Annotated in this window: 23 protein-coding genes and 6 tRNA genes; 25 read left to right on the forward strand and 4 right to left on the reverse strand. The window is 51.4% G+C overall.

Going from position 1 to position 26,417, the window contains the following annotated elements; genetic code table 11:
* Window positions 1–87: 87 nt before the first annotated feature.
* The 17 genes from DXD12_RS11630 to DXD12_RS11710 all read left to right on the forward strand — a co-directional run bounded on the left by DXD12_RS11630 (window position 88) and on the right by DXD12_RS11710 (window position 13,374).
* Window positions 88–160, forward strand: a tRNA-Val gene (locus DXD12_RS11630).
* Window positions 161–178: 18 nt separating this feature from the next.
* A tRNA-Thr gene (locus DXD12_RS11635) sits at window positions 179–251 on the forward strand.
* A 9-nt stretch (window positions 252–260) separates the two neighbouring features.
* Window positions 261–342, forward strand: a tRNA-Tyr gene (locus DXD12_RS11640).
* Window positions 343–408: 66 nt separating this feature from the next.
* A tRNA-Met gene (locus DXD12_RS11645) sits at window positions 409–482 on the forward strand.
* Window positions 483–678: 196 nt separating this feature from the next.
* A tRNA-Phe gene (locus DXD12_RS11650) sits at window positions 679–751 on the forward strand.
* A 3-nt stretch (window positions 752–754) separates the two neighbouring features.
* Window positions 755–827, forward strand: a tRNA-Lys gene (locus tag DXD12_RS11655).
* 318 nt (window positions 828–1,145) lie between these two features.
* Window positions 1,146–2,264, forward strand: a complete 1,119-nt coding sequence (locus DXD12_RS11660) for an MBL fold metallo-hydrolase (RefSeq protein WP_118482601.1) — start codon at window positions 1,146–1,148, stop codon at window positions 2,262–2,264.
* 92 nt (window positions 2,265–2,356) lie between these two features.
* The gene (locus DXD12_RS11665) at window positions 2,357–3,949 is read left to right on the forward strand and encodes an aminotransferase class I/II-fold pyridoxal phosphate-dependent enzyme (RefSeq protein WP_243105387.1); all 1,593 of its coding nucleotides are present in this window, start codon (window positions 2,357–2,359) and stop codon (window positions 3,947–3,949) included.
* A gap of 98 nt (window positions 3,950–4,047) precedes the next feature.
* Window positions 4,048–4,665: a guanylate kinase gene (locus tag DXD12_RS11670; protein WP_118638403.1), complete on the forward strand. Its 618-nt coding sequence runs from the start codon at window positions 4,048–4,050 to the stop codon at window positions 4,663–4,665.
* Window positions 4,666–4,925: 260 nt separating this feature from the next.
* Window positions 4,926–5,915 (forward strand): DNA polymerase III subunit delta', encoded by a 990-nt coding sequence (gene holB, locus DXD12_RS11675; RefSeq protein WP_117796592.1) that lies wholly within the window; start codon window positions 4,926–4,928, stop codon window positions 5,913–5,915.
* 4 nt (window positions 5,916–5,919) lie between these two features.
* The gene (locus DXD12_RS11680) at window positions 5,920–6,831 is read left to right on the forward strand and encodes a stage 0 sporulation family protein (protein ID WP_022360400.1); all 912 of its coding nucleotides are present in this window, start codon (window positions 5,920–5,922) and stop codon (window positions 6,829–6,831) included.
* Entirely contained in the window at window positions 6,821–7,552 is a 732-nt protein-coding gene (locus tag DXD12_RS11685; protein ID WP_118638404.1) for a tRNA1(Val) (adenine(37)-N6)-methyltransferase, read from the forward strand. The genes DXD12_RS11680 and DXD12_RS11685 overlap by 11 nt, the downstream gene beginning before the upstream one ends.
* A gap of 15 nt (window positions 7,553–7,567) precedes the next feature.
* Window positions 7,568–8,419, forward strand: coding sequence for a 16S rRNA (cytidine(1402)-2'-O)-methyltransferase (gene rsmI / locus DXD12_RS11690; RefSeq protein ID WP_107001770.1), 852 nt, complete (start codon window positions 7,568–7,570; stop codon window positions 8,417–8,419).
* A 364-nt stretch (window positions 8,420–8,783) separates the two neighbouring features.
* Window positions 8,784–9,659, forward strand: a complete 876-nt coding sequence (gene pdxS / locus DXD12_RS11695; protein ID WP_118638405.1) for a pyridoxal 5'-phosphate synthase lyase subunit PdxS — start codon at window positions 8,784–8,786, stop codon at window positions 9,657–9,659.
* A 1-nt stretch (window position 9,660) separates the two neighbouring features.
* Window positions 9,661–10,239: a pyridoxal 5'-phosphate synthase glutaminase subunit PdxT gene (gene pdxT, locus DXD12_RS11700; protein ID WP_107001768.1), complete on the forward strand. Its 579-nt coding sequence runs from the start codon at window positions 9,661–9,663 to the stop codon at window positions 10,237–10,239.
* A 556-nt stretch (window positions 10,240–10,795) separates the two neighbouring features.
* Window positions 10,796–11,941 (forward strand): PLP-dependent aspartate aminotransferase family protein, encoded by a 1,146-nt coding sequence (locus tag DXD12_RS11705; RefSeq protein ID WP_022360405.1) that lies wholly within the window; start codon window positions 10,796–10,798, stop codon window positions 11,939–11,941.
* Window positions 11,942–12,201: 260 nt separating this feature from the next.
* Window positions 12,202–13,374, forward strand: a complete 1,173-nt coding sequence (locus DXD12_RS11710) for a MalY/PatB family protein (RefSeq protein ID WP_118638406.1) — start codon at window positions 12,202–12,204, stop codon at window positions 13,372–13,374.
* A gap of 117 nt (window positions 13,375–13,491) precedes the next feature.
* Here DXD12_RS11710 and glgB read toward each other — a convergent pair whose 3' ends face one another.
* From glgB to DXD12_RS11730, 4 genes are all read right to left on the reverse strand, one after another.
* Complete coding sequence (glgB, locus tag DXD12_RS11715; protein WP_118522886.1) at window positions 13,492–15,438, reverse strand: 1,4-alpha-glucan branching protein GlgB; 1,947 nt, start codon at window positions 15,436–15,438, stop codon at window positions 13,492–13,494.
* Window positions 15,439–15,442: 4 nt separating this feature from the next.
* Window positions 15,443–16,987: an alpha-amylase family glycosyl hydrolase gene (locus DXD12_RS11720; RefSeq protein ID WP_242995791.1), complete on the reverse strand. Its 1,545-nt coding sequence runs from the start codon at window positions 16,985–16,987 to the stop codon at window positions 15,443–15,445.
* Window positions 16,988–17,010: 23 nt separating this feature from the next.
* Complete coding sequence (locus tag DXD12_RS11725) at window positions 17,011–17,253, reverse strand: YaaL family protein (protein ID WP_107001765.1); 243 nt, start codon at window positions 17,251–17,253, stop codon at window positions 17,011–17,013.
* 81 nt (window positions 17,254–17,334) lie between these two features.
* Window positions 17,335–17,748: a metalloregulator ArsR/SmtB family transcription factor gene (locus DXD12_RS11730; RefSeq protein ID WP_242995792.1), complete on the reverse strand. Its 414-nt coding sequence runs from the start codon at window positions 17,746–17,748 to the stop codon at window positions 17,335–17,337.
* Window positions 17,749–18,278: 530 nt separating this feature from the next.
* On the opposite strand from DXD12_RS11730, the gene DXD12_RS11735 reads away from it, so the two are divergent.
* The 8 genes from DXD12_RS11735 to DXD12_RS11770 all read left to right on the forward strand — a co-directional run bounded on the left by DXD12_RS11735 (window position 18,279) and on the right by DXD12_RS11770 (window position 26,380).
* Complete coding sequence (locus DXD12_RS11735; RefSeq protein WP_182457074.1) at window positions 18,279–18,854, forward strand: prepilin peptidase; 576 nt, start codon at window positions 18,279–18,281, stop codon at window positions 18,852–18,854.
* A gap of 35 nt (window positions 18,855–18,889) precedes the next feature.
* On the forward strand, window positions 18,890–19,894 hold the full coding sequence (locus DXD12_RS11740) for a hypothetical protein (RefSeq protein WP_118472977.1): 1,005 nt from the start codon (window positions 18,890–18,892) through the stop codon (window positions 19,892–19,894).
* Between the two features lie 120 nt (window positions 19,895–20,014).
* Window positions 20,015–21,223, forward strand: a complete 1,209-nt coding sequence (locus DXD12_RS11745; protein ID WP_347561389.1) for a CpaF family protein — start codon at window positions 20,015–20,017, stop codon at window positions 21,221–21,223.
* Window positions 21,174–21,956 (forward strand): type II secretion system F family protein, encoded by a 783-nt coding sequence (locus tag DXD12_RS11750; protein ID WP_243015269.1) that lies wholly within the window; start codon window positions 21,174–21,176, stop codon window positions 21,954–21,956. Before DXD12_RS11745 ends, DXD12_RS11750 begins: the two co-directional genes overlap by 50 nt.
* Window positions 21,957–21,962: 6 nt before the next feature.
* Entirely contained in the window at window positions 21,963–23,186 is a 1,224-nt protein-coding gene (locus tag DXD12_RS11755) for a hypothetical protein (protein WP_118638408.1), read from the forward strand.
* A 27-nt stretch (window positions 23,187–23,213) separates the two neighbouring features.
* Window positions 23,214–23,402, forward strand: coding sequence for a Flp1 family type IVb pilin (locus DXD12_RS11760; protein ID WP_022360416.1), 189 nt, complete (start codon window positions 23,214–23,216; stop codon window positions 23,400–23,402).
* A complete protein-coding gene (locus DXD12_RS11765; protein ID WP_243105388.1) occupies window positions 23,399–25,333 on the forward strand; it encodes a DUF5702 domain-containing protein in 1,935 nt (644 codons plus the stop codon). Before DXD12_RS11760 ends, DXD12_RS11765 begins: the two co-directional genes overlap by 4 nt.
* A 207-nt stretch (window positions 25,334–25,540) precedes the next feature.
* Entirely contained in the window at window positions 25,541–26,380 is an 840-nt protein-coding gene (locus DXD12_RS11770) for a hypothetical protein (protein ID WP_118638409.1), read from the forward strand.
* The last annotated feature ends 37 nt before the right edge of the window (window positions 26,381–26,417 follow it).

The following is a 26,417-nucleotide window of genomic DNA, read 5'->3' on the forward strand; positions in this document are numbered from 1 at the left end:
CGTGGGTTCGAACCCCATCCGGGTCGTTTAGATACGACTATTTCAATTCTTTGAAAAATGAATATGGACTGGTGCAGTATCGTAGATGGGGTCTTAGCTCAGCTGGGAGAGCATCTGCCTTACAAGCAGAGGGTCACAGGTTCGAGCCCTGTAGGCCCCATTGTTACCAATGTTTTATGCCGATGTGGCTCAATTGGCAGAGCAGCTGATTTGTAATCAGCAGGTTATCGGTTCGAGTCCGATCATCGGCTTTTTAAAATGGATGGGTTCCCGAGTGGCCAAAGGGGGCAGACTGTAAATCTGTTGCGTCTCGCTTCGGTGGTTCGAATCCACCTCCATCCATTATTATTTTTACAATAATGGTTGTATTTTTCCAGAAATTGTATATAATAATAGAGTAAGAATTAGCGCGGGGTGGAGCAGTCTGGAAGCTCGTCGGGCTCATAACCCGAAGGTCGCAGGTTCAAATCCTGCCCCCGCAATTTTTTTATGCAATGAGAAGTGCGGTCTTCAAAATATAGGAGTCAAAAATATGCTTGCATATTCTTTGACGGATAGATTTTGAAGAACATACGGCGAATGCCGTAAGCGAAAAAACGAAGTTTTTGAGCTGAGCACTTCGGACTAAAAAAAGCGACAAGCAAACTTTTAATCCGCATAAAATCAAATAACCATTACGCCCAGATAGCTCAGTTGGTAGAGCAGAGGACTGAAAATCCTCGTGTCACTGGTTCGATTCCGGTTCTGGGCATATGGGGTATTAGCTCAGTCGGTAGAGCACTTGACTTTTAATCAAGTTGTCCGGGGTTCGAATCCCCGATGCCTCATGAAGATGAGAAGCCGTCACACTGGAGACAGTGTGGCGGTTTTTTTGTAATAGGGAATTCCAAGGAATTTCCTATTACAAAAAAAGGCACTAACGTGCCAATGATGAGCACTCGCGCGAAGAAGAAATAGGAAACTTCGTTTAACATTCATGTTAAGTAAAAAAGCCATTCAGACAGGAGTCTTTCTTGAATATATAATTTCTTGTTTTCGGATATGGCAACTGTTATAATTGATTGAAAACAGAAGCAAATAGAAAACCAAAATGGAAGTAAGAATAGAACTAGGCAAATGCAGAAATTTTAAAATGGAGAAGAAAAATGGAGCCAAACAAGATGAAACAGAAACGCCGGAAATATTTATATGCAGCGGCGCTTGGCATGACGTTCCTTTTGAACTTGAGCGGATGCAGCCGCCGGTTCACGAACTATCCGGAGACAGCCGGAACGGTAGCAATCGTGGACAGTACAGAGCGGGAGACTGTCCGAGATGAAAATGGAGAAAATCCAGATCAGCCGATTGATTTAGATAACCTGGGGGAACAGCAGTCGGCGGCAGAAATGGAAGCATTAGCTGCGGCGGAGGCGGCGGAGCCGGGCGTGGAGGAGCCGTATCTGGACGGGGGAGAGCTTCGGCTTTTAGCGTGTGCGGATATCTGGCAGAACCTCTCCTGCGTTATGAAGACGAAGGAAGGCGCGGTGATCGTGGTAGACGGCGGTCGTGATGTCGATGCACCGCATTTGATTGAGGTTATTCAGGAGTTGGGCGGTCATGTGGATGCATGGCTTTTAACCCATCCGCACAGCGATCATGTGGGGGCGATCACGGAGATTTTAAACATGGATCCGATGCCGATCTCGATCGGTAAGGTGTACTATTCATTTCTGAATAAAGAATTTTTAGGTCAGGAGCAGGTTTCAAGACGGGATTCAGATTTGGAGTGTTATGATCAGATCACGGAAGCGATTGCGAAACTGCCGGAAGCAGAAAAATGCGGGACGCTTACGAAAGGGCAGAAGATTTCAGTGGCGGGCGCGGAGATCACAGTGATGAACGAGCCATTTGCCTGCACGGAAAATAGTTTTAATAACAGCTCGGTCGCGTACCGCGTGGAGATGGGCGGAAAACGGATCCTGTTTTTGGGTGATATGGGCTGGCAGGCAGGGGAAGATTTTCTTGCCAATCATACGCAGGAGGAACTGAAATCGGATGTGCTACAGATGGCGCACCATGGGCAGAGAGGCGTAGAAGAGGAGCTCTATCAGGAGATTTCACCGGAGGTCTGCTTATGGCCGACGCCGGACTGGCTCTGGGATAATGTGCAGGATGGCGTCGCGGGCGCTGGTTCGTATAAGACGCCGATTGTCCGTGGATGGATGGTAACATTAGGTGTGAAGAAAAATCTTTGTGTCAAGGATGGCGATCAGATACTGCGGTAGTTTTTTATAAAAGATTAAAATAAAATTTTAAAAAGTTGTTTTCAGGGAAATGAAATGCTTTTGGGATGCGGTGCAGCGGATAGAAATAAGACATGAGCGAAAAAAGAGAGAAACAGAAGGAAGAAGAAAAAGTGAATAAAGACAGGAAAATGCGGTCGGAAACAATCATCCTACGTCCGGAAGTGCCGCTTTTAGAACGTTTATCCACCTATGCGGCGTCGGATGCCTACCCGTTCCACATGCCGGGCCACAAACGCCAGGTGAAAATGGGGATAACTTCCGTTCCGAATCCATTTTCGGTGGATATCACGGAGATTGATGGATTCGACAACCTGCATCATGCGGAAGATATTTTGAAAGAGTCGATGAATTCGGCGGCTGCGGTGTACGGAGCAGACCGGAGCTGGTATCTGGTGAATGGCAGTACGTGCGGGATTCTGGCGGCGATCGCGGCGGCGGTGAAGCCGGGGGAAAAAATCCTCATGGCTCGAAATTCCCACAAATCGGCGTATCACGCGGTGGTTTTAAACCAGCTGGAACCGGTATATTTATATCCGGAGGAGGTGCCGGAGTTTCAGATTCCGGGAGGGATCGAGCCAGAGCAGGTGGAACGAGCACTTTTGGAGCATCCGGAGATCCGGGCTGTGTTTGTGACTTCCCCGACCTATGAGGGGATCGTGTCGGATATCCAGGGGATTGTAGCGACGGCGCACCGGCATGGAGCGGCGCTGATTGTGGATGAGGCGCACGGCGCGCATCTGCCGTTTGGGGATGGGAACTATTTCCCGGATGGGGCGTTACAGGAGGGGGCGGACCTGGTGATCCAGAGTCTTCACAAGACGCTTCCATCCCTGACACAGACGGCGATTCTGCATCTGAAAAGCCAGATTCTGGATGCGAAGAAGGTGGAACAGTATTTATCGGTTTACCAGAGTTCCAGCCCGTCGTATATTCTGATTGCGTCGATGGAGAACTGCGTCCGGTATATGGCAGAAAAAGGAGCCGGGGAGATGGCGCGGTATGGCGCGCGATTGCGGGAACTCCGGGAAAAATTGGCGAAGCTAAAACATTTCCGGCTTCTGAAAGAGGAAATCTGTGGTGCGGCAGGTGTGTATGGATATGATCCGTCAAAACTGGTGCTATTTCCAGATTTTATGACGGGAACTAGACTGGCAGAGGTTTTGCGGACAGAGTACCATCTGGAGGCGGAGATGTCGAGCGGGCGGTATGTGCTTCTGATGACTTCGTTTATGGATACGGAGGAAGGATTTTCGCGTCTGGAGCGGGCACTTTTGGAGCTGGATGCGCGGGTGGAAAAGCTGGAGGCGGAAAGTGTTGGGCTGAAAGATGCAAAACAAGGCAGGCAGGAACCGTTTTCGGGAGCACAATTGAATCAGAAACCGAACCAAGAAAATGATTCAGAAAACTATCCACAGCAGATGTGTCTCCCCTGGCAGGCATGGCATGGGGATGGCATGCTGGTGCCGCTTGAGGAGGCGGAAGGAAGGACGGCGCGGACCTGCGTTACCATTTATCCGCCGGGGGTGCCGATGCTGATGCCGGGAGAGCGGATTGGAACAAGGGAGATCGCGCGGATCCGTGAGGATTGGAAGCTGGGACTTACGGTGGAAGGAATTTGTGAAAAATCAGACAAATTGGATTTGTGGATAGAGGTTGTTATTTAGCAGGTTCGCACATTTGCCATAAGAAACAGAGAAAAATCGGATTTATATATACGATGGAATGCGTGTGAAAATACTGGCTGGAAAGGCATAATAGGAAGATGGGACATATATTTTACGTGATGGGAAAGAGCGCGTCCGGGAAGGACACGATCTATAAGATATTGAGAGAGCGGCTGCCGCAGATCCGGACGGTGGTGCCGTATACGACCAGACCGATCCGGGCAGGCGAGCGGGACGGTGTGGAGTATTATTTTGTGACCGGAAAAAGGCTTGCGGATTTGGAGAAACAGGGAAAGATCATTGAAAAGAGAACCTACCAGACTGTTTATGGACCGTGGAGTTATGCAACGGTGGACGATGGGCAGATCGATCTGGGATCGCATGATTATTTCATGATCGGGACGCTGGAATCGTATGAGGGGACGCGGAATTATTTCGGTGCGGATGCGCTGGTGCCGCTTTACATTGAGGTGGAGGACGGTGAACGCCTTCAGCGTGCGCTTGACCGGGAACGGCAGCAGACAGAGCCAAAGTATGCGGAGCTGTGCCGCCGTTTCCTGGCGGATGAGGCAGATTTCAGTGCCGAAAATATGGAAAAATGTGGGATCCGGGCGGAAAACCGGTTTGAAAACCGCGAGCTGGAAGCGTGTGTGGATACGTTGGTAAGGGAAATTCGGGCTCAGGGATTGGCACTTTTGGAACCGAAAGTGCCGTAAGAAAACGTGGTGGCAGCAGGAATTTGCCGTATTTAAATGCGAAGCCACGGCAAATTCCGTTACTGGGCACGTATGCGTGAACAGTAACAAATTCGGAATTTCATCGCACTAGGCAGAGGGTAAATCTTGTGTTATACTAAGATGATAGAGATTTACAAATAATAAAAGAAGGGCATGATAGAAGGGATCCCAACCGATCCATACGATTGAAACGATTTTAGAATTAAAATCCAGAGTCCAGCCCTGAAAGGAGCATCAAGATGGCAGGTTTTCACGATATTATTGGACATGAGAAGATAAAAGAGCACCTTCAGAAGGCGATCGGGTATCAGAGAGTTTCACATGCCTACATATTGTCGGGCGAGGAAGGAATGGGACGCAAGACGATCGCGAAGGCATTTGCCATGACGCTTTTGTGCGAGAAACATGGGACGGAGCCATGCATGGAATGCCATTCCTGTAAGCAGTTTTTGTCGGGCAATCATCCGGATGTGATCTGGGTGACACATGAGAAACCTGCGAGCATTGGTGTCGATGATGTCCGGATTCAGATCAATGATACGGTTTCGATCCGTCCGTATAGCAGTCCATATAAGATATATCTGGTCGATGAGGCGGAGAAAATGACGGTGCAGGCGCAGAACGCTCTTTTAAAGACGATTGAGGAGCCGCCGGCCTATGCGGTGCTGGTGCTTATCACGACGAACCCGGAGGTATTTCTGCCGACGATCCTGTCCCGCTGTATCCAGTTGAAACTTCGTCCGCTCAAGGATTCGGTGGTAAGCGATTACCTGACGGAGAAAATGGGCGTTTCGGATGGTCAGGCGGATATTTATGCGGCGTTTGCGAGAGGAAATTTAGGAAAAGCGATTCATCTCGCCTCTTCGGAGGAGTTTGCACTTTTGTACCGAGAGGTGCTGACGCTGCTTAAAAATATTAAGGATATGGATATTCCGATGCTTCTGGATTATATCCGCAAGCTGCAGGAGGACAATCTGGATCTGTATGAGTGCCTGGATTTCATGCAGCTCTGGTACAGGGATATTCTGATGTTTAAGGTCACAAAGGACATGAATTCGCTGATCTTTAAGGAGGAGTATTCAGCGGTCAGCAGTTGCTGCCAGAAGAGTTCCTACGAGGGTCTGGAAGAGATATTGAGTGCGATTGAAAAGGCAAAAGTCCGGCTGAATGCTAACGTCAACACCGATTTGGCGCTGGAGCTGATGCTTTTGACGATGAAGGAGAATTAAATTTATGATAAAGGTAATCGGAGTCCGGTTCCGCAAGGCCGGAAAGGTATATTACTTCGATCCGGCGCAGATGGAAATCAAGATGGGCGATCATGTGATCGTGGAGACCGCCCGCGGAATCGAGTTCGGAGAGGTGGTTCTTGGCGTCCGCGAGGTGGATGAGAAGAAGGTGATCCAGCCGCTGAAATCGGTCATTCGTATGGCGACGAAGAATGACGAGGAGCTGGAACGGAAGAATAAAGAAAAAGAGCATGAGGCATTCCAGATCTGTCAGGAAAAGATCCGCAAGCATGAATTGCAGATGAAGCTGATCGATGCAGAATACACCTTTGATAACAATAAGCTGCTGTTTTATTTTACGGCGGATGGAAGAATCGATTTCCGTGAGCTTGTCAAGGATCTGGCGGCGGTCTTTAAGACGCGGATCGAGCTGCGCCAGATTGGCGTCCGGGATGAGACGAAGATTTTGGGTGGCGTTGGTATCTGTGGTCGTCCGCTCTGTTGTCATTCATATTTATCGGAGTTTATTCCAGTTTCAATCAAGATGGCAAAAGAGCAGAACCTGTCCTTAAATCCGACGAAGATTTCGGGTGTGTGCGGTCGTCTGATGTGCTGCCTGAAATACGAGGAAGAGACGTATGAGGATCTGAACAGCCATCTGCCGAGTGTTGGCGATTACGTCACAACGGATGACGGGCTGAAAGGCGAGGTTCACAGCGTCAGCGTCCTGCGCCAGCAGGTAAAGGTGGTTGTGACGGTAGGACGGGATGAGAAGGAGATCCGTGATTACCGTGTGGATCAGCTCAAGTTTAAGCCGAAGCGCCGCCGTGACAGGGGAAATGTCAACGATGCGGAGCTGAAAGCGCTGGAGGCACTGGAGAAAAAGGAAGGAAAGTCGAAGCTGGATGATAATTAAAGAGGGCGAGCGGATCGATGAACTGCAGCGGAACGGATACCGGATCATCCAGAAGACGAACGGGTTCTGTTTTGGCATGGACGCGGTGCTTTTGTCCGGGTTTGCATCGGTAAAGCTGGGCGAGAAAGCGCTTGATCTGGGAACGGGAACCGGTATTATCCCGATTCTTCTGGAGGCAAAGACGGAAGGAAGCCATTTTACAGGTCTGGAGATCCAGGCGGAGATGGCGGAGATGGCATCCCGGAGTGTGGCGCTCAACAGGCTGGAAGAGAAGGTTTCGATCGTGCAGGGCGATATCAAGGAGGTTCCGACGCTGTTTGAGAAGGCATCCTTTGATGTGGTAACGACGAACCCGCCGTACATGAACGACAGCCACGGGCTGAAAAATCCCGATCTTCCCAAGGCGATTGCCCGCCATGAGGTTCTCTGCAATCTGGAGGATGTCGTGCGCGCGGCGGCTTCAGCACTTCGTCCCGGCGGACGACTCTATATGGTGCACCGTCCGAGACGGCTCATTGAGATTCTGATGGCGATGAAAAGTCAGAAATTGGAGCCGAAGCGGATGAAATTTGTCCATCCGTTTGCAGATAAAGAGGCAAATATGGTTCTCATCGAGGCGGTGCGCGGCGGCGGTGCGCTGATGACAGTGGAAAAGCCGATCATTGTGTACAAAAAGCCGGGCGTGTATACGGATGAGATTTATGATATTTACGGGTATTAATGGAATAGGAGAACGATGGAAGGAACATTGTATTTGTGTGCCACGCCGATCGGCAACTTGGATGATATCACATTCCGGGTGCTGGAGACGTTAAAGCAGGTGGATCTGATTGCGGCGGAGGACACGCGGCACAGTATTAAGCTTCTGAATCATTTTGATATTCATACACCGATGACGAGCTACCATGAGTACAATAAGGTCGAGAAAGCGCGTGTGCTGGTGGAGAAGCTGAAATCAGGTATGAATATTGCCTGCATCACGGACGCCGGGACGCCGGGTATTTCGGATCCGGGCGAGGAGCTGGTGCGCCAGTGCTGCGAGGCGGGAATTAAAGTAACCGCGCTTCCGGGAGCGGTGGCGTGTGTTACGGCGCTGATTATTTCGGGACTTCCGACGAGACGGTTCTGTTTTGAGGCATTTCTTCCGACGGACAAGAAGGAGCACCAGCGGGTGCTTGCAGAGCTTCAGAATGAGACGCGCACGATTGTGCTTTACGAGGCGCCGCACCACCTTCTGCGGACGCTCACGGAGCTTTACGAGGCGCTGGGGGATAGAAAGGCGTCCATCTGCCGGGAGCTGACGAAGAAATACGAGACGGCGTTCCGGACGACGCTTTCGCAGGCGGTGGCGTATTATACGGAAAATGAGCCGAAGGGCGAGTGCGTGATCGTCATCGAGGGCAAATCCGTCCAGGAGATCGAGGCGGAGGATCAGGCGCGCTGGCAGCAGATGTCCCTGGAAGAGCATATGGAACATTATGAATCACAGGGAAACAGCCGCAAGGAAGCGATGAAGCTGGTGGCGAAGGACCGCGGGGTTTCGAAGCGGGATGTGTACCAGGCGCTGCTGGAGGCGGAAGAGGCGTAGATACGATCGGAAATCTGAAAAATGGGTAAGCGGAGTGGTATTGGTGGAATGCCGGGGCGCTCCGGTCTGTGTAGATAAAAGAAAAATAGAATAAGATTTGAGAAAAGAGCAAACTGTACCGATTAAAATATTTAAAAGTGTATATTTTAATCAGTACAGTTTTTGCTATAATTCCTACTAAGTTGATGCGGAAATGAATGTAAAAATACAGAATGTCAGTGAATTGTTTTTCGCAAGGCAGAATAGAAAGGCAGAAGAGGCGCTTGCCTGTGAATGATTCAGTGGATTCGGGTATTGATTGCAAGGATCGTAAGGACGCTTGGCTTACAAAGAAAAATCATATTCAACTACGGGAGGAATAAAAATGGCAGAGAATCGTTATGAACTGAATAAACAGCTGGCACAGATGTTAAAGGGCGGCGTTATCATGGATGTCACAACCCCGGAGCAGGCGAAGATCGCGGAGGCGGCAGGTGCGTGTGCGGCTATGGCGCTGGAGCGGATTCCGGCGGATATCCGGGCAGCGGGCGGTGTGTCCCGTATGAGTGACCCGAAGATGATTCGCGGCATTCAGGAGGCAGTTTCGATTCCAGTTATGGCAAAGTGCCGGATCGGTCATTTTGTGGAGGCGCAGATTCTGGAAGCGATCGAGATTGATTATATCGATGAGAGCGAGGTATTATCTCCGGCGGATGATGTGTACCATATTGACAAGACACAGTTCAAGGTTCCGTTTGTCTGCGGTGCGAGAGACCTGGGAGAGGCGCTGCGCCGGATCGAGGAAGGTGCTTCGATGATCCGTACCAAGGGCGAGCCGGGAACGGGCGATGTCGTACAGGCAGTCCGCCATATGCGTGCGATGAATTCGGAGATCCGCCGGGTTCAGAACCTGCGTGAGGATGAGCTTTATGAGGCAGCAAAACAGTTAAAAGTTCCGGTTCATCTGCTCCGCTATGTACATGACAATGGACGTCTCCCGGTTGTCAATTTCGCGGCAGGCGGCGTGGCTACCCCGGCGGATGCGGCTCTGATGATGCAGCTGGGCGCAGAGGGAGTCTTTGTTGGATCTGGTATCTTCAAGTCAGGCAATCCGGAGAAACGTGCGTCGGTGATCGTGCAGGCAGTAACGAATTACAAGGATGCAAAATTACTTGCTGCGATTTCTGAGGATCTGGGCGAGGCGATGGTTGGTATCAATGAGAATGAGATTGCGATTTTGATGGCAGAGCGGGGACAGTAAGATGGAGAAAAAACAGATAGGCGTGCTGGCGGTGCAGGGCGCGTTTGCCGAACACATTGCCATGGTACGGAGACTGGGCGCAGAGGCGTTTGAGATCCGGCAGCTTCCGGATCTGGAGCGGCCGATGGACGGACTGATTCTGCCGGGCGGCGAGAGTACCGCGATGCGTAAGCTCCTGGATGAGCTGGGGCTTTATGAGCCGCTTCGGGCAAAGATTGCGGCAGGGCTTCCGGTGTATGGAACGTGCGCGGGGCTTTTGCTTCTGGCCAAGGAGATCGAGGGCGGAACGCCGTGCTTTGCGACGATGGATGTGTCGGCGGTGCGGAATGCCTACGGACGTCAGCTCGGAAGTTTTTACACGGAGGCTGAATTTGCCGGTCTGGGGACGATTCCGATGACTTTTATCCGCGCGCCGTACATCGCTTCGGTTCAGAAAAATGTTAAGGTGCTGGCGACAGTGGACGAAAAGATAGTCGCAGCCAGACAGGGAAACCAGTTTGCGACGGCATTTCATCCGGAATTGAATGAGGATGTGACGGTGCACCGGTATTTTCTAGAGGAAGTCTGTAAAGGAAATTAAGAGTGTAATTTGGTAGAAATTAGCGTGTGGTTGATGAAAAGTGAAACCTACTGGTAAGGGGAGCGAGAACTGCAGCCATTTAAAGCGGTCAGAATGGATGATATATTTCTGAAATGTGGGAAGATGTCATTGATTCTGACCGTTTTTTTATCTCAGTCGAGAAGACTCCCACCTCTTCAGGTGGTGAGTAATAGCAAATTTGTCTCAGTGGGAGTCCATTCTCCGACTGAGATAAACGCTCCGCGAGGATGCGCAGTGATTCTGTAAAGAATATGTCAGCTTCGCTGACCAGAATCACGCGCCAAGTCTCACGGACGTTCGACTTGAATTGTTTGGAAGGTGCGTTCTGTGAAAAAACAAAAAATGTACCTTGATAGGTTTTTGCGCTGAGGAAGGAAAACGCCCGGGAAAATGGCGGACTGCATGGAATTCCTATTGACAAAGTAGGAATTTCGCATTACAATCACTGATAAACCAATTAAAACAATATGAAATAAGAAAATTATATAAAAAACGAATTTGCTGATATAGCAAATAGACACAGGAGGATGACATCGTGGCTTATCAGATAGAGACAACTTGTATTTGCGGAGATCCGGAAACTTCTAAAAACCATTCTTTTGGCGCTGTTTCAGTGCCGATTTACCAGACGGCGACTTTTGCCCACCCGGGTATTGGGGAATCAACCGGTCATAATTATACGCGTGAGAGCAACCCGACCAGAGACGAGCTGGAAAAGACTGTTTCGGCGCTGGAAGGAGCGGTTGATACCGTTGCCTGCACATCCGGTATGGCGGCGATCTCGCTGATGATGGAGCTGTTTGACAGTGGCAGCCATTTTGTATGTACCGAGGATCTGTATGGCGGTTCCGTCCGTATTTTTGAGGCACTGGAAAAGAAGCGCGGTTTTTCATTTTCCTATATAAATACAGCCGATGTGGAGGCGGTTGAGAAGGCGATCACGGATCAGACGAAGGCACTCTACATCGAGACACCGAGCAACCCGACGATGCAGGTGACCGATCTGGCGGAAATGAGCCGTCTGGCGACGAAGCACGGACTGCTTCTGATCGTGGACAATACCTTCCTGTCCCCGTATCTGCAGAATCCGATCGCGCAGGGCGCGGATCTGGTTGTCCACAGCGGCACGAAGTTTTTAGGTGGTCACAATGATACGCTGGCTGGATTTTTATGTACGCCGATCAAGGCGCTGGCAGAGCAGATCCGGTATCTGTTCAAGACGATCGGAAGCGGACTTTCTCCGTTTGATTCTTTCTTAGTCCTGCGCGGCATCAAGACTCTGTCAGTGCGTGTGGAACGGCAGCAGGAGAATGCGATGAAGATCGCGAGCTGGCTGAAAGAGCAGAAAAAAGTAACGGATGTCTACTATGTAGGACTTCCGGAGCATCCGGGTTATGAGATCAACCAAAAACAGAGCCGCGGCGCGGGCAGCATGATTTCGTTCCGCACTGATACAGAGGAGACGGCGAGAAAGGTGCTGGAGCGCGTGAAGCTTATTTCCTATGCGGAGAGTCTGGGCGGCGTGGAGTCCCTGATTACCTATCCGATGCTGCAGACACATGGCGATGTGCCGGTTGAGATCCGGGAACGTCTTGGAATTACAGAGACATTTTTACGTCTGTCTGTCGGTATTGAAAATGTGGATGATCTGATTGCGGATCTGGAGCAGGCGTTAGCGTAAAAAGAGGGTAACTGTTCAGTAGGTCTGCGCATTTACTGCGCTGACCGTACGAAAACATGGGCCAGCAGGCAAAAATCCCATTGCCGTAGGCAATTTTTAATGGTTTTTTGCGCGTGACTGTGAAGGTACTGAACAGTTACAAAAGAGGATAGATATGTTTGGTATCGGTTTTGCATGGGCAGTGGGATATGGGCATGGATGACAGGATGCCAGAGTGAAAACCGTTCATTGACAGGAACGATGGATTGGGAGGAAAATGCATGAAATACGATTTTGACAAAGTGATGGACCGGCATGGTACCAACTGTTTAAAATATGATTTTGCCATCGAGCGAGGAAAACCAGCGGATATTTTACCGCTTTGGGTGGCTGATATGGATTTTCAGACGGATCCGGCGATTTTAGAGCGGCTGGAAGAGACAGTAAAACATGGTATTTTCGGCTACAGTGATGGAAAAGAGGGCTATTTTGCGGCAGTCCAGAACTGGTACCGGGAGCGCTTTGGCTGGGAGACGAAACCGGAGTGGCTGGTGAAGACACCGGGCGTTGTATTCGCGCTGGCGGCGGCTGTCCGGGCGTATACAAAGGAAGGTGACGGCGTACTGCTTCAGCAGCCGGTGTACTATCCGTTTTCGGAAGTAATTACGGACAATGGGCGTAAGATTGTCAACAGCTCGCTGAAAATCACGGATGGCTATTACACGATGGATTTTGACGACCTGGAAACGAAGATCGTCGAAAATAAGGTAAAATTGTTCCTGCTTTGCAGTCCGCACAACCCGGTCGGACGTGTCTGGAGCGAGGAAGAACTGCGCCGGGTCGGCGAGATTTGTCTGCGTCACGGTGTGCTCGTGGTCAGCGATGAGATCCACAGTGATTTTACCCGCGAGGGACATCCGCACACAGTATTTGCGAAGCTGGGTGCAGAGTTTGAGCAGAACTGCCTGATCTGCACGGCACCATCTAAGACGTTCAATCTGGCGGGACTGCAGATTTCCAATATCTTTGTGCCGAACCCAGAGCTTCGGAAGAAACTCTTAAAGGAGATCGCGGCGGCAGGCTACAGCCAGGTCGGTCTGATGGGACTGGTAGCATGCCAGGCGGCGTATGAAGAGGGAGCGGAGTGGCTTGCACAGCTAAAAGCGTATCTGGAGGAGAACCGGAAGTTTGTGAAGGCGTATCTGGAAGAGCATCTGCCGGAAATCCGTCTGATCGAGCCGGAGGGAACCTACCTTCTGTGGCTGGATTTTAAGGCGCTTCATTTGAATGAAAAAGAGCTGGAACATCTGATCGTGGACAAGGCACATCTGTGGCTGGACAGCGGCGCGATGTTCGGACCGGACGGCGAGGGCTTCGAGCGGATCAATATCGCATGCCCGCGGGTGACGGTGGAGAAAGCGCTGAAGCAGCTGGAAGCGGCGATCCGCGGATAAAATTGATTGGGTCACGAATCAGAACCCGTATAAATAAAACCTGCCGCAGGCAGACTGTATCCCCCCATATAAACAGTCTGTCTGCGGCAGGTTTTTTGACTTCATAGGAACATTATTTTATGAGAACCGGAACACCGCAGTTCCATACGCCGGAAGCGGGTACGCGAAGGAGTATGGCTGTCCGTCACATTCGCTCTTGATGGAGCGGTAATGGCTGATCTTATCGCCGCGCTTGTAGTAGCCGTGTTCCTGGTCAAGCAGCAGCGTGTAGGTGCCGCGTTTCGGAACACCGATGCGGTAATCGTCACGGTCTACCGGGGTGAAGTTGCAGATGAAGAGAAGATTCTTTTTCTGTGTTTCATCGCGGCGGATAAAGCTGAAAATACTGCGGTCTCCGTCGTTGGCGTTGATCCACTGGAAGCCGTCATACTCCTCGTCCAGGCGGTAGAGCGCCGGATATTTGTGGTAGAGCGTCAAAAGCCCTTTCACATAATTCTGGAGGTCGGCATGGAACGGCTCTTTCGTAAGGTACCAGTCGAGGGAGACTTTTTCATCCCATTCATGGAACTGACCGAAATCCTGTCCCATGAAGAGAAGTTTCTTGCCCGGATGTCCGAGCATGAAAGTGTAGCCGACTTTCAGGTTGGCAAATTTATCCTCGTATTCGCCCGGCATTTTGTTGATCATCGAGCATTTGAGGTGGACGACCTCGTCGTGCGAGAGCACTAGAATGAAGTTTTCGCTGGTGCAGTAGGTGATGCCGAAGGTCATTTTGTTGTGGTTAAATTTACGGAAATACGGGTCGAGCTTCATGTATTCGAGGAAGTCATGCATCCAGCCCATATTCCATTTGAAGGTAAATCCAAGACCGTCCTCCTCCGGGCTCTTGGTAACGTTCGGCCAGGCGGTGGATTCCTCGGCAATGATGATGGCGCCGTCCTTCCGGCCGCGGATCACGCTGTTTAAATGTTTGAAAAACTCGATGGCTTCGAGGTTTTTGTTGTCGCCATATTTATTTGGTACCCACTGTCCGTCCTGGCGCCCATAGTCTAAGTAAAGCATGGAAGCGACGGCGTCCACGCGCAGACCATCGATGTGGTATTCATCGAGCCAGTAGAGCGCGTTGGCGATCAGAAAATTGGATACCTCGTTTTTGGCATAATCGAAGACCTTGGTACCCCAGTCCGGGTGCTCGCCTTTGCGCGGGTCGGCGTACTCATAGAGCGCCTGTCCGTCGAAATCGGCAAGTCCGTGTGCATCTTTCGGAAAATGCGCCGGAACCCAGTCTAGGATGACACCGATGCCTTTTTTATGTAAGTAATTGACGAAATACATAAATTCCGCCGGGGTTCCGTAGCGGGAGGTCGGGGCAAAATAGCCGGTTACCTGATAGCCCCAGGAGCCGTCATACGGATGTTCGGCGATTCCCATGAGCTCTACATGGGTGTAGCCCATTTCCAGGACATAGTCAGCCAGCTCATGCGCGGCTTCCATGTAAGTGTAGTAACCGTCCTTTTCCGGGCGATTTTTCTTTTTCCAGGATCCTAAGTGAACTTCGTAGATAGAGATTGGCGCCTTGACCGGATCGGTGCCCGCGCGCGATTCCATCCATTTGGAATCGTTCCATTTGAAGCCGCGGATATCGGCGGTCACGGAAGCGGTTCCCGGACGGTATTCTGCCGAAAATGCATATGGATCTGCCTTAAATAAAATCGTTCCCGTGTGCGTGGTGATGGCGAATTTGTAGAGCTGTCCCACGCCAAGTCCCGGTACGAAGAGCTCGTAAATGCCGCTGTCTGCGACCGGCTTCATCGGTGTTGCATCCGGATTCCAGGCGTTGAAGTCGCCGACCAGGCTGACGGCGGCTGCGTGCGGCGCCCAGACCGCGAAATAGTAGCCGTCCTGTCCGCGATATGTATAAGGGTGTGCGCCCAGCTTGTGGTAGAGCTGGTAGTGGCGGCCTTCTCCGAAGAGATACCGGTCAAGCTCGCCGATCACGCCGAGTCCCTCTGTCTTTGGTTTTTTCGATGTGGTTCGTTTAGTAGTGGAAGCTGCTTTTTTCATAAGGTTACCCCTCCGTGATTCCGAGAATAACAGCGCTGTTACCCTCTAATTCTATCTGAATTTTGTTTGTATTCTTATCGATCAAAAACGATTTTCCGGTAATCAGATCCGTAGCTTGTTCCGCTGTCGTGTGGAATGGAAGTGGAACTTGTAAATAAGCGGCGTTGTCATCGTTGTTGGCAGCGGTAAGGATCGCCTGGTGGTCACCGTGTCTGGCAAATGCGTACTGCCGGTTTGTCAGCAGAAGTTCCTGATAACGCCCACCGTGAAGCGCCGGTTCGGCGGCGTGGATGGCGGCGAGTTTCTGGATCAGAAGTGTAAGCGGTGTCACGGTGCCTGCGCTGGTATCTGTGTTTGAGCCTGTGGTGCTTGAAGTGGTCTGGCAGCAGGTGTTTGCGCCTGCGTGTATGTTTGGGCCTGTGGCGCTCGAAAAGCTCTGGCAGTTGCCATCTGTGCGGATGCCGGTGTTTTGTCCGTCGCTGGTCTGCATTTCTTCTGCAAGCGGTCTCGGCGGCAGGATTCTCGGACGGAGTTCCGTATCAGAGTTGTGTCCGCGGCGTCCCTGAATGCCCCATTCACTTCCATAATAGATGGACGGAATGCCCGGAAGAGTGAACAGCAGCGTGTAAAGCGGCGCAAGATGTGCCGGATTTAACAGTTTGCTTGCGATCCGGTCTTCGTCGTGGTTGTCCACAAAGGTGTAGAGATCCCGCCCCACCGCTTCGAGGCGGCGGACATTGTGTGCCAGTTCGAAATAATTGTGGTCGTTGTGCGCGGAATAGATACTTTTGTGCATCTCGTAGTTGGTGACGGAATGAAGCATCTGCGGATTGACCCAGCGGGCGTATTCGCCGTGGATGACTTCGCCCATCAGCCAGAATTCCGGCTTGATTTCATTTGCCAGCCGGCGCAGTTCCTGCATAAATTCAAAGGAAAGATCGCCCGCGCAGTCGAGGCGGATACCGTCGATGTCAAATTCCTGCACCCAGAAACGGACAGTGTCAAGCAGATAGTTCCGCACTTCCGGGTTTCGGTGGTTTAAGCAGGGAAGCTCCCAGATGCCGTGCCAGGATTCATAGCCGAAGGAATCGCCCGGCGGGCTGCCCCAGCCGAAATTGACGTTCCTGTACCATCCGGCGTAAGGGGACTGGTCACGGTGCGCCTGCAGGTCGCGGAAGGCGAAAAATTCGCGACCGGTGTGGTTGAACACGCCGTCCACGACGACGCGGATGCCATGCTCATGGCAGCAGTCCACGAAAGATCGGAACGAAACGTTGGTTCCCAGCCGCCGGTCGATGAGCCGGAAATCGCGGGTATCATAGCCGTGCGTGGATGATTCAAACAGCGGTCCGATGTAAATCGCGGAAATATGCAGGCTCTCTAAATAGGGAATCCACTGCATCAGTTCGTCCATGCGGGAATCGGAGGAAACGTCCCTGGTGCCATCCGCTGTCCCATCGGAGACAGGATAGGGATTGGCAAACGGTGCTCCGGTCATTCCCAGAGGATACATATGGTAAAAGATAGCTTTGTCGTACCAGGCTGTCATGAGAAAGGTCCTCCTTGTGTCGGTTAAATGGTATTTTCCTGTTGTTTAATATGTCGTAAAAGGAACTGATACCGGAGGTGTGCGGCTTTCAGTTCGTAGATATAGCAGTCAATCAGAGTCGGATCGACGACCTCTTCAAAATGGTTGAAAACGGTGTTGATCGTGCTCATGGTCTGTCGCAGTTCTGTCAGCAGCTCCGGGTCAGGGTGGGCGGAAAAAATGTCCGTGCTGGTGCTCCCGGAGCAGTGGGTGCGGTTGTGCTTCATGGTTTGATGCTCTCTTTCTGAATCCTATAAATTGGTACAACGATCAGTATATTCAGAAAATGGAAAGATATGCATCCTGGTTCAGGCGTTCATGGAAAGCACGGATTCCAGCAGATGTCCGAGCTGCATCAATTTCCGGGTGCTGTCTTCGATCGAGAGGTAATAATAATTGCAGGTTCCCTCCCGGTGGACGTCGATCAGCCCGGCTGTCTTTAAGATCTTCAAATGGTGGGAAACTGCCGGGCGCGACAGGCTGGTCCGTTCGGTGATTTCCCGGACATTTAAGCCGTGCGGACGGGGCTGGGTGGGCAGGCTGATTGGACGGTCATCGTTTTTATCCGGCTGATTTGTGTTCATAGGGGTGTTTTTTGTGCGTCCCGTGAGGGCTTCGTCCGTCAGTGCTTCGATGATCGTCAGCCGTATTTCATCACCCAGTGCGATAAAAAGAGGCATACAGGTATGAAAATGCTGTTTAAGTTCTATTCCTTTTTTCATCGCGGCTCCTCCTTCTATAATGGTTTAAAAATTTAAACTAATAGTATTTTACCATTTTTTGTTTCGTCAGTCAATGGAAAGGAAAATGCTGGAATGGGTATTTATAGATAAAAAATAAAGAGATATTTTGGCAATTATTTTCAAATAACGAAATTGTCTAGCTAAAATAATGGGTTCAGATGCACAAAGTTTTTGAGATGTTTTTGGCGCATATTTCGGGTGTTTTGGGATTGACTTTTGATCAAAAACTGTTCATAATGGAGGAACATTCATGGATGGGTTCTTCCATCTGTCACGGGAATCCGGATTTCCCGTTGATCTATTATTAAGATTCTAAAAGTTAAGTTCAGAGAAATGTTCGATAATTTTTCAGGAATGTTTGAAGTGCATACAGGAAATGAATGGAAAAAGGTGGCGGTAAAAGCTGGCGCAGGATTGGCAGCTATCGTTTGCGGCAGGAGTTTTGAAAAGAGGACATACTGTGCAGAAATTGTTTGTTTCATGTATGCGAAAGAGAAGGAGGGGATGGATTGATCTTTTTGCTGCTGTTGTTTACTGGCGGCTGTGCGTTTTGGGATTTGAAAAAACGCCGTATTCCCAATGGGATGCTTCTGCTTGGCGGCCTGTTGTTTCTTTTGATTCGGTTTGGTCTGGGGATGAAGATGGGATATACGGCCGGATGGGGCGGGCGGCTGCCGGGATATGGGGCGGCGCTTATGATGGGGATTGGCGAGACTTGTGGATATTTGATTCGTGTCGGGAGTTTACTGATTGTCCTGTTTCCTCTGTATCTGTTTCGCATGATAGGTGCGGGGGACATCAAAATGGCAGCCGTCCTGTTTGGTGCCGCCGGGCTGCGGCAGGGCGGGCGGATTTTCCTGTGCGGGCTGGCAGCTGCCGGAATATGGTCACTTGTATTACTTATCCGGCGTGGGATTGCCAGGCAGCGGCTTACATATCTTGTGTTTTATTTGTACCGGTCTGCGCTTGGGGGAAGCGTCGAGCCGTACTATCTGGAAGCGCGGGATGGAAAAGAGGCATCTTTTTGTCTGGCACCGTGCCTGTTTTTGGGAGTGATTGGGGCGGAGCTGATTCGGTATCTGTAAGGAAAATGGCTTGTGATTAGGGAGGTGGCGGTGCGATGAAGCATATTCTGGCTGTGTATGACGTGGATCCAGTCTATGCGGCGCGGTTTGCAGAGGTAGTTAACCAGAAGGAAAAAATACCGTTTGAGGTGGTGGCGTTCAGCTCGATCGAGCGGCTGCGGGCATTTGCGGCGGAACATCCGGTAAAGCTTCTGTTGTTGGGCGAGCATGTTCCGGCGGAAGAAAAGGAGTCTATCCGGGCGGAAAAGGTCATTCTTTTATCGGATAATGGGGGAAAGCCGGTTAGTCCGTCAGTTCCCTGTGTCTACAAATACCAGTCCAGTGATGCGATTGTGCGCGACGTGATGACCTGGTATGGGGAAAGCCCGGGGGATCTGCCGGAGGTGTCTGGACGGGGGCTGGCGAAGGTCTTGGGAGTGTATTCGCCGGTTGGACGGTGTTTAAAGACCTCGTTTGCCCTGACAATAGGAAAACTTCTGGCACAGGAGGAGCGGGTGCTGTATCTGAACCTGGAGGAATTTTCCGGTCTGTCGGTTTTGATGAAAGAAGAATACAAGAGTGATTTGTCGGATCTGTTGTATTTTTACAACGGTGGAAGCTATAATTCGCTTCGTTTAAGCAGCGTTGTCCACACGATGGGGGAGTTGGACTATATTCCTCCGGTGCGCTATCCGGAGGATCTGGATCAGGCAGGAGAGGAGGCGATCGCGGGGCTTATACGGGCAATTGCCGGGGAGAGTGCGTATGATACGCTGGTAGTGGATATAGGAAGCGGGCGCAGGACGGCGCTTTCGGTAATGAAGCTGTGCCGGGTAATCTATATGCCGATCCGGGAAGATCCGGTGTCTTTGGCAAAGCTTAAGGAGCTGGAGCAGTATTTTTCACAGACAGGAAATGGCATGCTAAGGGAACGTATTAAACGCCTGAAGCTTCCGTATCACGGCAGTTTTGGACGGGGCGATTATATTGACCAGCTCTTATGGGGAGAACTGGGTGATTATGTACGACAGCTGCTGCGGGGAAGCAGTGTGGGCGGATAATGTTCATTGTGGGTTAAATTAGAAGGGGCAAAGTCTTTTGACAGGGATAAATGGAGCGGGATTTTGCCAGTCATTCTAAAGAGTAAACGGTTGTGAGAGAAACAACTGGCAGGGGGAAGTATGCAGGAGCAGAAAATGGTTTTGAGGCAGCGTCTGATGGAGCAGATGGAGAGCCGTATGCAGGTGGAGGATGAGGAACTGCGCGACCTGATCGACATGGCGATTCTGGAAGCAGCAGAAGGGGCGTATCTGCCGTTAAAAGAGCGGCTTTCTTTGAGAAAAGAGCTGTTTGATTCATTCAGACGGCTGGATATTTTGCAGGAGCTGGTCGATGATCCGACGATCACGGAGATCATGGTAAATGGCGCGGAGCACATTTTTGTCGAGCGGCAGGGGCGTGTGGAAGAATTAGAAAAGCACTTTGATTCGGTAGGGCAGCTAGAGGATCTGATTCAGCAGATTGTAAGCCGTGTCAACCGGACGGTCAATCTGGCGTCTCCGATTGCGGATGCGAGACTGGAAGATGGTTCGCGTGTTCACGTGGTGCTGGCACCGGTGGCGTTAAATGGTCCGATTTTAACGATCCGGAAGTTCCCGGAACCGATCACGATGGAACGTCTGATTGAGTTAAAAAGTATCAGCCGGGAGGCAGCGGCATTTTTGCAGAAAGCGGTCGAGCAGGGGCTCAATATCTTCATCAGCGGAGGAACCGGATCGGGAAAAACGACGATCTTAAACGCCATGTCCGGCTATATTCCACAGGAGGAACGCATCATCACGATCGAGGATTCGGCAGAGCTTCAAATCCGCCATGTAAAGAATCTTGTCAGCCTGGAAACAAGGGTGGAGAACCGGGATGGTTCGCAGGAGATTTCCATGCGCGATCTGATCCGGGCGAGTCTCCGAATGCGTCCGGACCGCATCATCGTTGGGGAGGTCCGGGGCGGCGAGGCGCTGGAAATGCTGCAGGCGATGAATACGGGGCACGATGGCTCGCTCTCAACTGGACATGCAAACAGCGCAAAAGACATGCTCTCAAGACTGGAGACAATGGTTCTGATGGCGGCAGAGTTGCCGCTTGCGGCGGTCCGGAGCCAGATCGGTTCAGCGCTCGATCTGATGGTCCATGTCGGGCGGATGCGGGACCGGAGCCGGAAGGTACTGGAGATCACGGAGGTGATAGGCTATGAAAATGGGGAAATCCGCCTTTCTCCCATCTATCAGTTTCAGGAAAGCGGGGAGGCTGATTCCGGACAGGTGGAAGGAGCACTTATCCAGGTTGGCAGATTTGAAGGGCGGCGCAGATTCGCGGGAGGAAGTGCTTTCTGATTACCGGGTTTACCACCTGACGGGGCAGGAGTGGATACGTTACCTTCTGGAGGGAACAGCGGTGTGCGCCGTGACGGCGTATGTATTCTACCGTTCATTTCTGGCGTTCGTTCTGATGCTTCCGGCGGGGATGCTGCGGCCGTTTTTTAAGAGGCGGGAGCTCTGCCGCCGGAGAAAAGAGGAACTGCGGCTCCAGTTTAAGGAAGCGATTCAGATTGTGGCTTCGGCGCTGGCTGCAGGCTATTCGGTGGAAAATGCGTTTATCGCGAGCGTGCGCGATCTGGAAGAACAATACGGAAAAGAGGGGATGATTACCCGTGAGTTTTCATACCTGGCAAGTCAGCTTAAAATGAACCGGACCGTGGAGGTGCTGCTTTCTTCCTTTGCAAAGAGGAGTGGTCTGGATGAGGTGGAAAATTTCTCTGTTATTTTTACTGTATCCAAACGGAGCCGGGGTGAGCTGGCAAGCGTGGTTCACCATGTCGTTCACGTGATTTCGGATCGCATACAGGTGCGGGAGGAAATTCTCACGATGACGGCAGAAAAGCAGTTTGAACAGAGAATTATGAACCTGATGCCGTACCTGATTGTGCTCTACGTGGATTTGTCATCGCCGGGGTTTTTCTCACAGATGTATGAGACAGCGGTGGGGCGGGTGGTGATGACCGGGTGTCTGGTGGTCTATCTGCTGGCATGGAGGGTATCGGGGAAAATTCTTCAGATTGAGGTGTGAAACATAATGGGGAAAATGGGGAAAAAGCAGGTTTTATGCATTCTTTTGGGGATAATTCTGGCAGTTGTGGGATATCTGGTGGAAAAAAGGGATGGGGCGCTGGAAGAGGGGAACCGGCTGAACCGCTATGCATACGGAGAAGGGGAACGGCAGCAGGAAGTGTGGGTGCGCGGACTGTGGGAGAAGGAGATTCCGGTGGAGATTGCGCTCGGAGAGCGGGAATATGCGGAAGAGGATGCAAAAAAAGCATTGCTGGAGGCAGGAGGTAAACTGGCGGATTTAATTCGGGGAAACAATCCGTCCCTGCAGGAGGTAAGGGAAGATCTACATCTCGTTGGCTGGCTGGAAGAAGAGGGCATCCGGGTCCGCTGGACACCGGAGGATGCGGAATGGATTCAGACAGATGGGACAGTTTTAAATGAAGAATGCCCGGAGAAGGGGATTCAGACAGAACTGACCGCATCCCTGCAGGCGGGGGCATTCAGCCGGGAGTACCGGTTTCCGGTCACGCTATATCCGCCGCTTCGGACGAAGCAGCAGGAAAAAGAGGCAGGTTTTAAGCAGCTGTTAAAGCAGATGGATGAGGCGCAGAGAACGGAAGGTCAGCTGGTTTTGCCAAAGATGTATGAGGGGAAGAATTTATCTTACCGGGTGCGCGGAGACAGGGAATATCTGCTGTTTCCGGTGCTGGGGATTGCGGCGGCAATTCTGCTTCCTCTTTATGAAAAACAGAAGGAGAGTGAGGAGAAAAAGAAGAAAAAGCGGGAACTGATGGAAGACTACCCGGAGATTGTGTCAAAGCTGACCGTATTTTCCGGGGCGGGGCTTCCGGTCCGCCGGGCATGGGAACGGATTGTGCTGGAATACGAGGCGGCATGCCGGGCGGGAACACAGACGGAGCGGGCGGCATACCGGGAAATGGCAGCGGCATATCACCGGATGCAGCGCGGTGTCCCGGAACTGCAGGCATATGCGGAATTTGGTGCGGGCTGCCGTCTGAGACCGTACCGGAAGCTTTCCGGGCTTTTGGAGCAGAATGTCAGAAATGGGGCAGAAGGACTTCGAAAGGCGCTGGAGACAGAGATGGAGTCGGCGTTTGAAGAAGAGAAAGCACTGGCAAGACGCCGGGGGGAAGAGGCGTCCACAAAGCTGATGCTTCCATTGTTTCTGATGTTGATGATTATTATGGTGATGGTTTCAGTCCCGGCGTTTCTGGCGTTTGGGATCTGAAAAATGGGGAGAAAGGAGAAAAAGTATATGGATAAAGCGTATCTGGTAAGAGAAGTAAAATCGTTTCTGATGGACGAGGATGGCGTGGGGGTCATTGAATTAGTGCTGATTCTGGTGGTGCTGATCGGTCTGGTCATTGTCTTTAAAAAGCAGATTAATACGCTTCTTACAAATATCTTTAAACAGATCAACAGCAAGTCGAAGGAGGTATATTGATCCGGGCAGAACGGCACGTTGAAGCAGAAATGGACGTTTGCGGGGGTATCACAGTTTTCCTGAGTTTGATTCTGACCTGTATCTGTGCGCTGATGGGCGGGCTGTTTGAGTCCGCCCGGGCAGCCGGAAGCGGCTGGTATATGCAGATGGCGCTCAATTCCTCCCTGGATTCGCTGATGAGCTGTTATCACCGGGAGATTTGGGATAAATACCGGATTTTTGTGCTGGAATGTGCGGATAAAGAGCGCCTGGCGGCGGAGATGGAGCCGCAGATGGAAACATATCTGGCGGCAGCGCCCTTTTATCCGGTCAGCGGCGGCAAGGTACAGATCGAAGCGATGGATGCGATCACCGGGCATAATGGGGATTTCTTTGCGAAGGAAGTTACCGATTATATGAAAGTGGGTGTCTGGACGCTGGAAAGTGAGGAGTCTGAACTGCCTGAGATGGAAAAACGGATGACGGAAGCAAGGGCGGTTCATGGGATTGCGGAAGGATATCAGGAAAATGGCAGAAAAGTGCTGCGTCTGGAAGAGTCGATCGAGGCGATCGGAGCCTGCCTGCAAAAACAGGAGAAACATCTGGAGGAGATGGAGGCAGCGGTTCGCCAGGCGGATGGAAGCTCGTTCTTTCAATCGGCGGAAAGCTTAGAGAAAGAATTAAAGCAGATTCCGGGGCTGGTTGCGGCGTATGAAAAACAGGCGGACCGGCTTGCGAAAGAACTGCAGGGATCGGAGCAGGAGGCGCAGGAAGCCCAGCCGGATCTGGAAGAAGGCTCCTGGGGCATGGTACAGGAGGAGATGCGGGGGTATCGTTCGTATTTGGATGCGGATGGAGCGCGCCGCCAGGAGGTAAAAAAGACAGAAGAGACGGCTCAAGGAAATGAAGAGGTGGTTGCAGAAGCAGTCCGGAAAGGGAAGGAGATACAGGATTATATCGATGATTGGGAGCCTGACGATGAGGACGATGAGCTGGACGAGGAAGCGCTGTGGGCGCCGGTTCTGACGATCACAGCGGGTTTTCAGAAGGATGGACGTTTCCGGGTTCCGGCAGTCCGAGACAAGAAAAAAATGAATGTGCTGGAAGCAGTCAGCCGCCTGTCGGGGACGGATCTGCTGAGTCTTTGTGTGCCGGCGGGAACTGTGATTTCAGAAAACTGGATTTCGACCGCGGAATTTCCGTCGGCGTTGTATGCAGGCGGAGAGAGCGGAAAGCGGGGGACGACTGGGGATGTCTGGACAGCGGGGCTTGAACGGGCTCTTTTAGATGCGTATGCGGCGCATTTTTTTACCCGGTTCGGGCAGGAAAAGACGGGAAGTGTCCATTATGAGCAGGAATATCTCTTACAGGGAAATGCGTCGGAGCGGGAAAATTTAAAACGCACCGTCAATGAACTTCTGGCTGTGCGCGAGGCGGTGAATCTGGCAGCTTTATATGCGGATTCTGAAAAACGGTCGGAGGCGGAAGCATTGGCGCTGGCAATCACGGGGCTGGCGGGAATCACACCGATCACGGCGGCGGCATCCTTCTTTATCATGACAGTCTGGGCGTTTGCAGAGTCGGTGGCAGATGTGAAGGTTCTGCTGGCTGGCGGAAAAATTCCTTTTTTCAAACAGCTGGGGGAGTGGCAGATTTCGCTTTCTGCTCTGACGGAAAAGGGCGCGTCCATCTTTCTGGAAACGGGGACGGATCCTTCATTGAAAAACGGGACAGACGACAGCGGGCTGGACTACCAGGACTGGCTGAAACTCTTTTTCCTGATACAGGGAAAGAGCCGTTTCTGTTACCGGATGATGGATATGATTCAGAACCGCATTTCAGAAAAAGAGCCGGGATTTCGGATGGATCAGTGCCAGTATGGGGTAAGTGTGTCCTATACGGCACAGGGAACGTTGATACCGCTTCGTAGAACGTCCCAGAAGGAATATTAAACACAATTACAGGGGAGTGGAGGACAGTGTCCTTTTTCAGGAGATGATGCAAGTGAATGTGCCTCTCCAAGTACATAAAGAAAGCCAGTAAAAAAGATGATGACAACTAACCTAACAAAACGAATAAATGAAAGTATCTGTGCGGTCGGGATACCCGTCCTTCGGCGGCATAGAGCCCAAGTAACAAAACGACCCTGGAAAAGGGCATTGTCCTCTGCTTCCCTGTGTGCGAGCCTGACGATTGAGGCGGCGCTTAGTCTGACATTGTTTATGTTTACGGTGATTCTCCTGTCAGTTCCGATGGAAATATTGGATACTCAGAGAAAGGTGCAGACGGTGCTGGAAGTGACGGGGCGGGAACTGGGATGGCAGGTGTATCGGACATCCCATACGGTGCATCGGGCAGAAATGGAGGCGGGAAAAGCGGCAGAGGCAGGAGAAAAGGGAACGGGGGGCTGGTCAGAACTTCTGTCCGGGCTTATTCTGCAGGGATATTTAAAGGAGAAGATTCAGACAGCGGTCGGGAACAAAGTGTCCAATATCCAGTGTGGCGCCAGCCGCGTATCGGAAGATGGAGAATGGATTGACCTGCGCGCCTCCTATCAGGTGCGGCTGCCGTTCTCGGTATTTGCGCTTGACCATGTGACGCTTACTTCCCGGAGCCGGAAGCGGGGATGGATTGGGGCGGAAGGCGGGTATTTCTCAGAGAAAAACAGTTCAGAACCGGAGGAAAAATGGGTCTATGTGGGGCGGGACAGTACGCGCTACCATCTCTCGCTTTCGTGCCATTATATATCGAATCAGATCACCGCGGCTGCGTATGCAGATGTAATTTCGGGGGTGCTTAGAAACAGCGGGGGATGCCGTTATAAGGCTTGCAGATACTGTGGAAAGACGGTGTCGGCGGGAGGTCTGGTGTATATTCTTCCGTCCGGCGAGGTTTACCATGGAAAGCAGGACTGTTCGTCATTGGCATATTATGTGCAGAAGGTGCGGCGATCAGATGTGGAATATATGGGTGTGTGTTCATACTGTGGAAGTGGATAGGTGCGGATGGCGGAAAGAATCAAGGAGGGGTGAGAGG

Origin of the sequence: Clostridium sp. TF11-13AC, from assembly GCF_003481065.1 — a bacterium.
GTDB classification, from domain to species: Bacteria; Bacillota; Clostridia; order Lachnospirales; family Lachnospiraceae; genus Otoolea; species Otoolea fessa.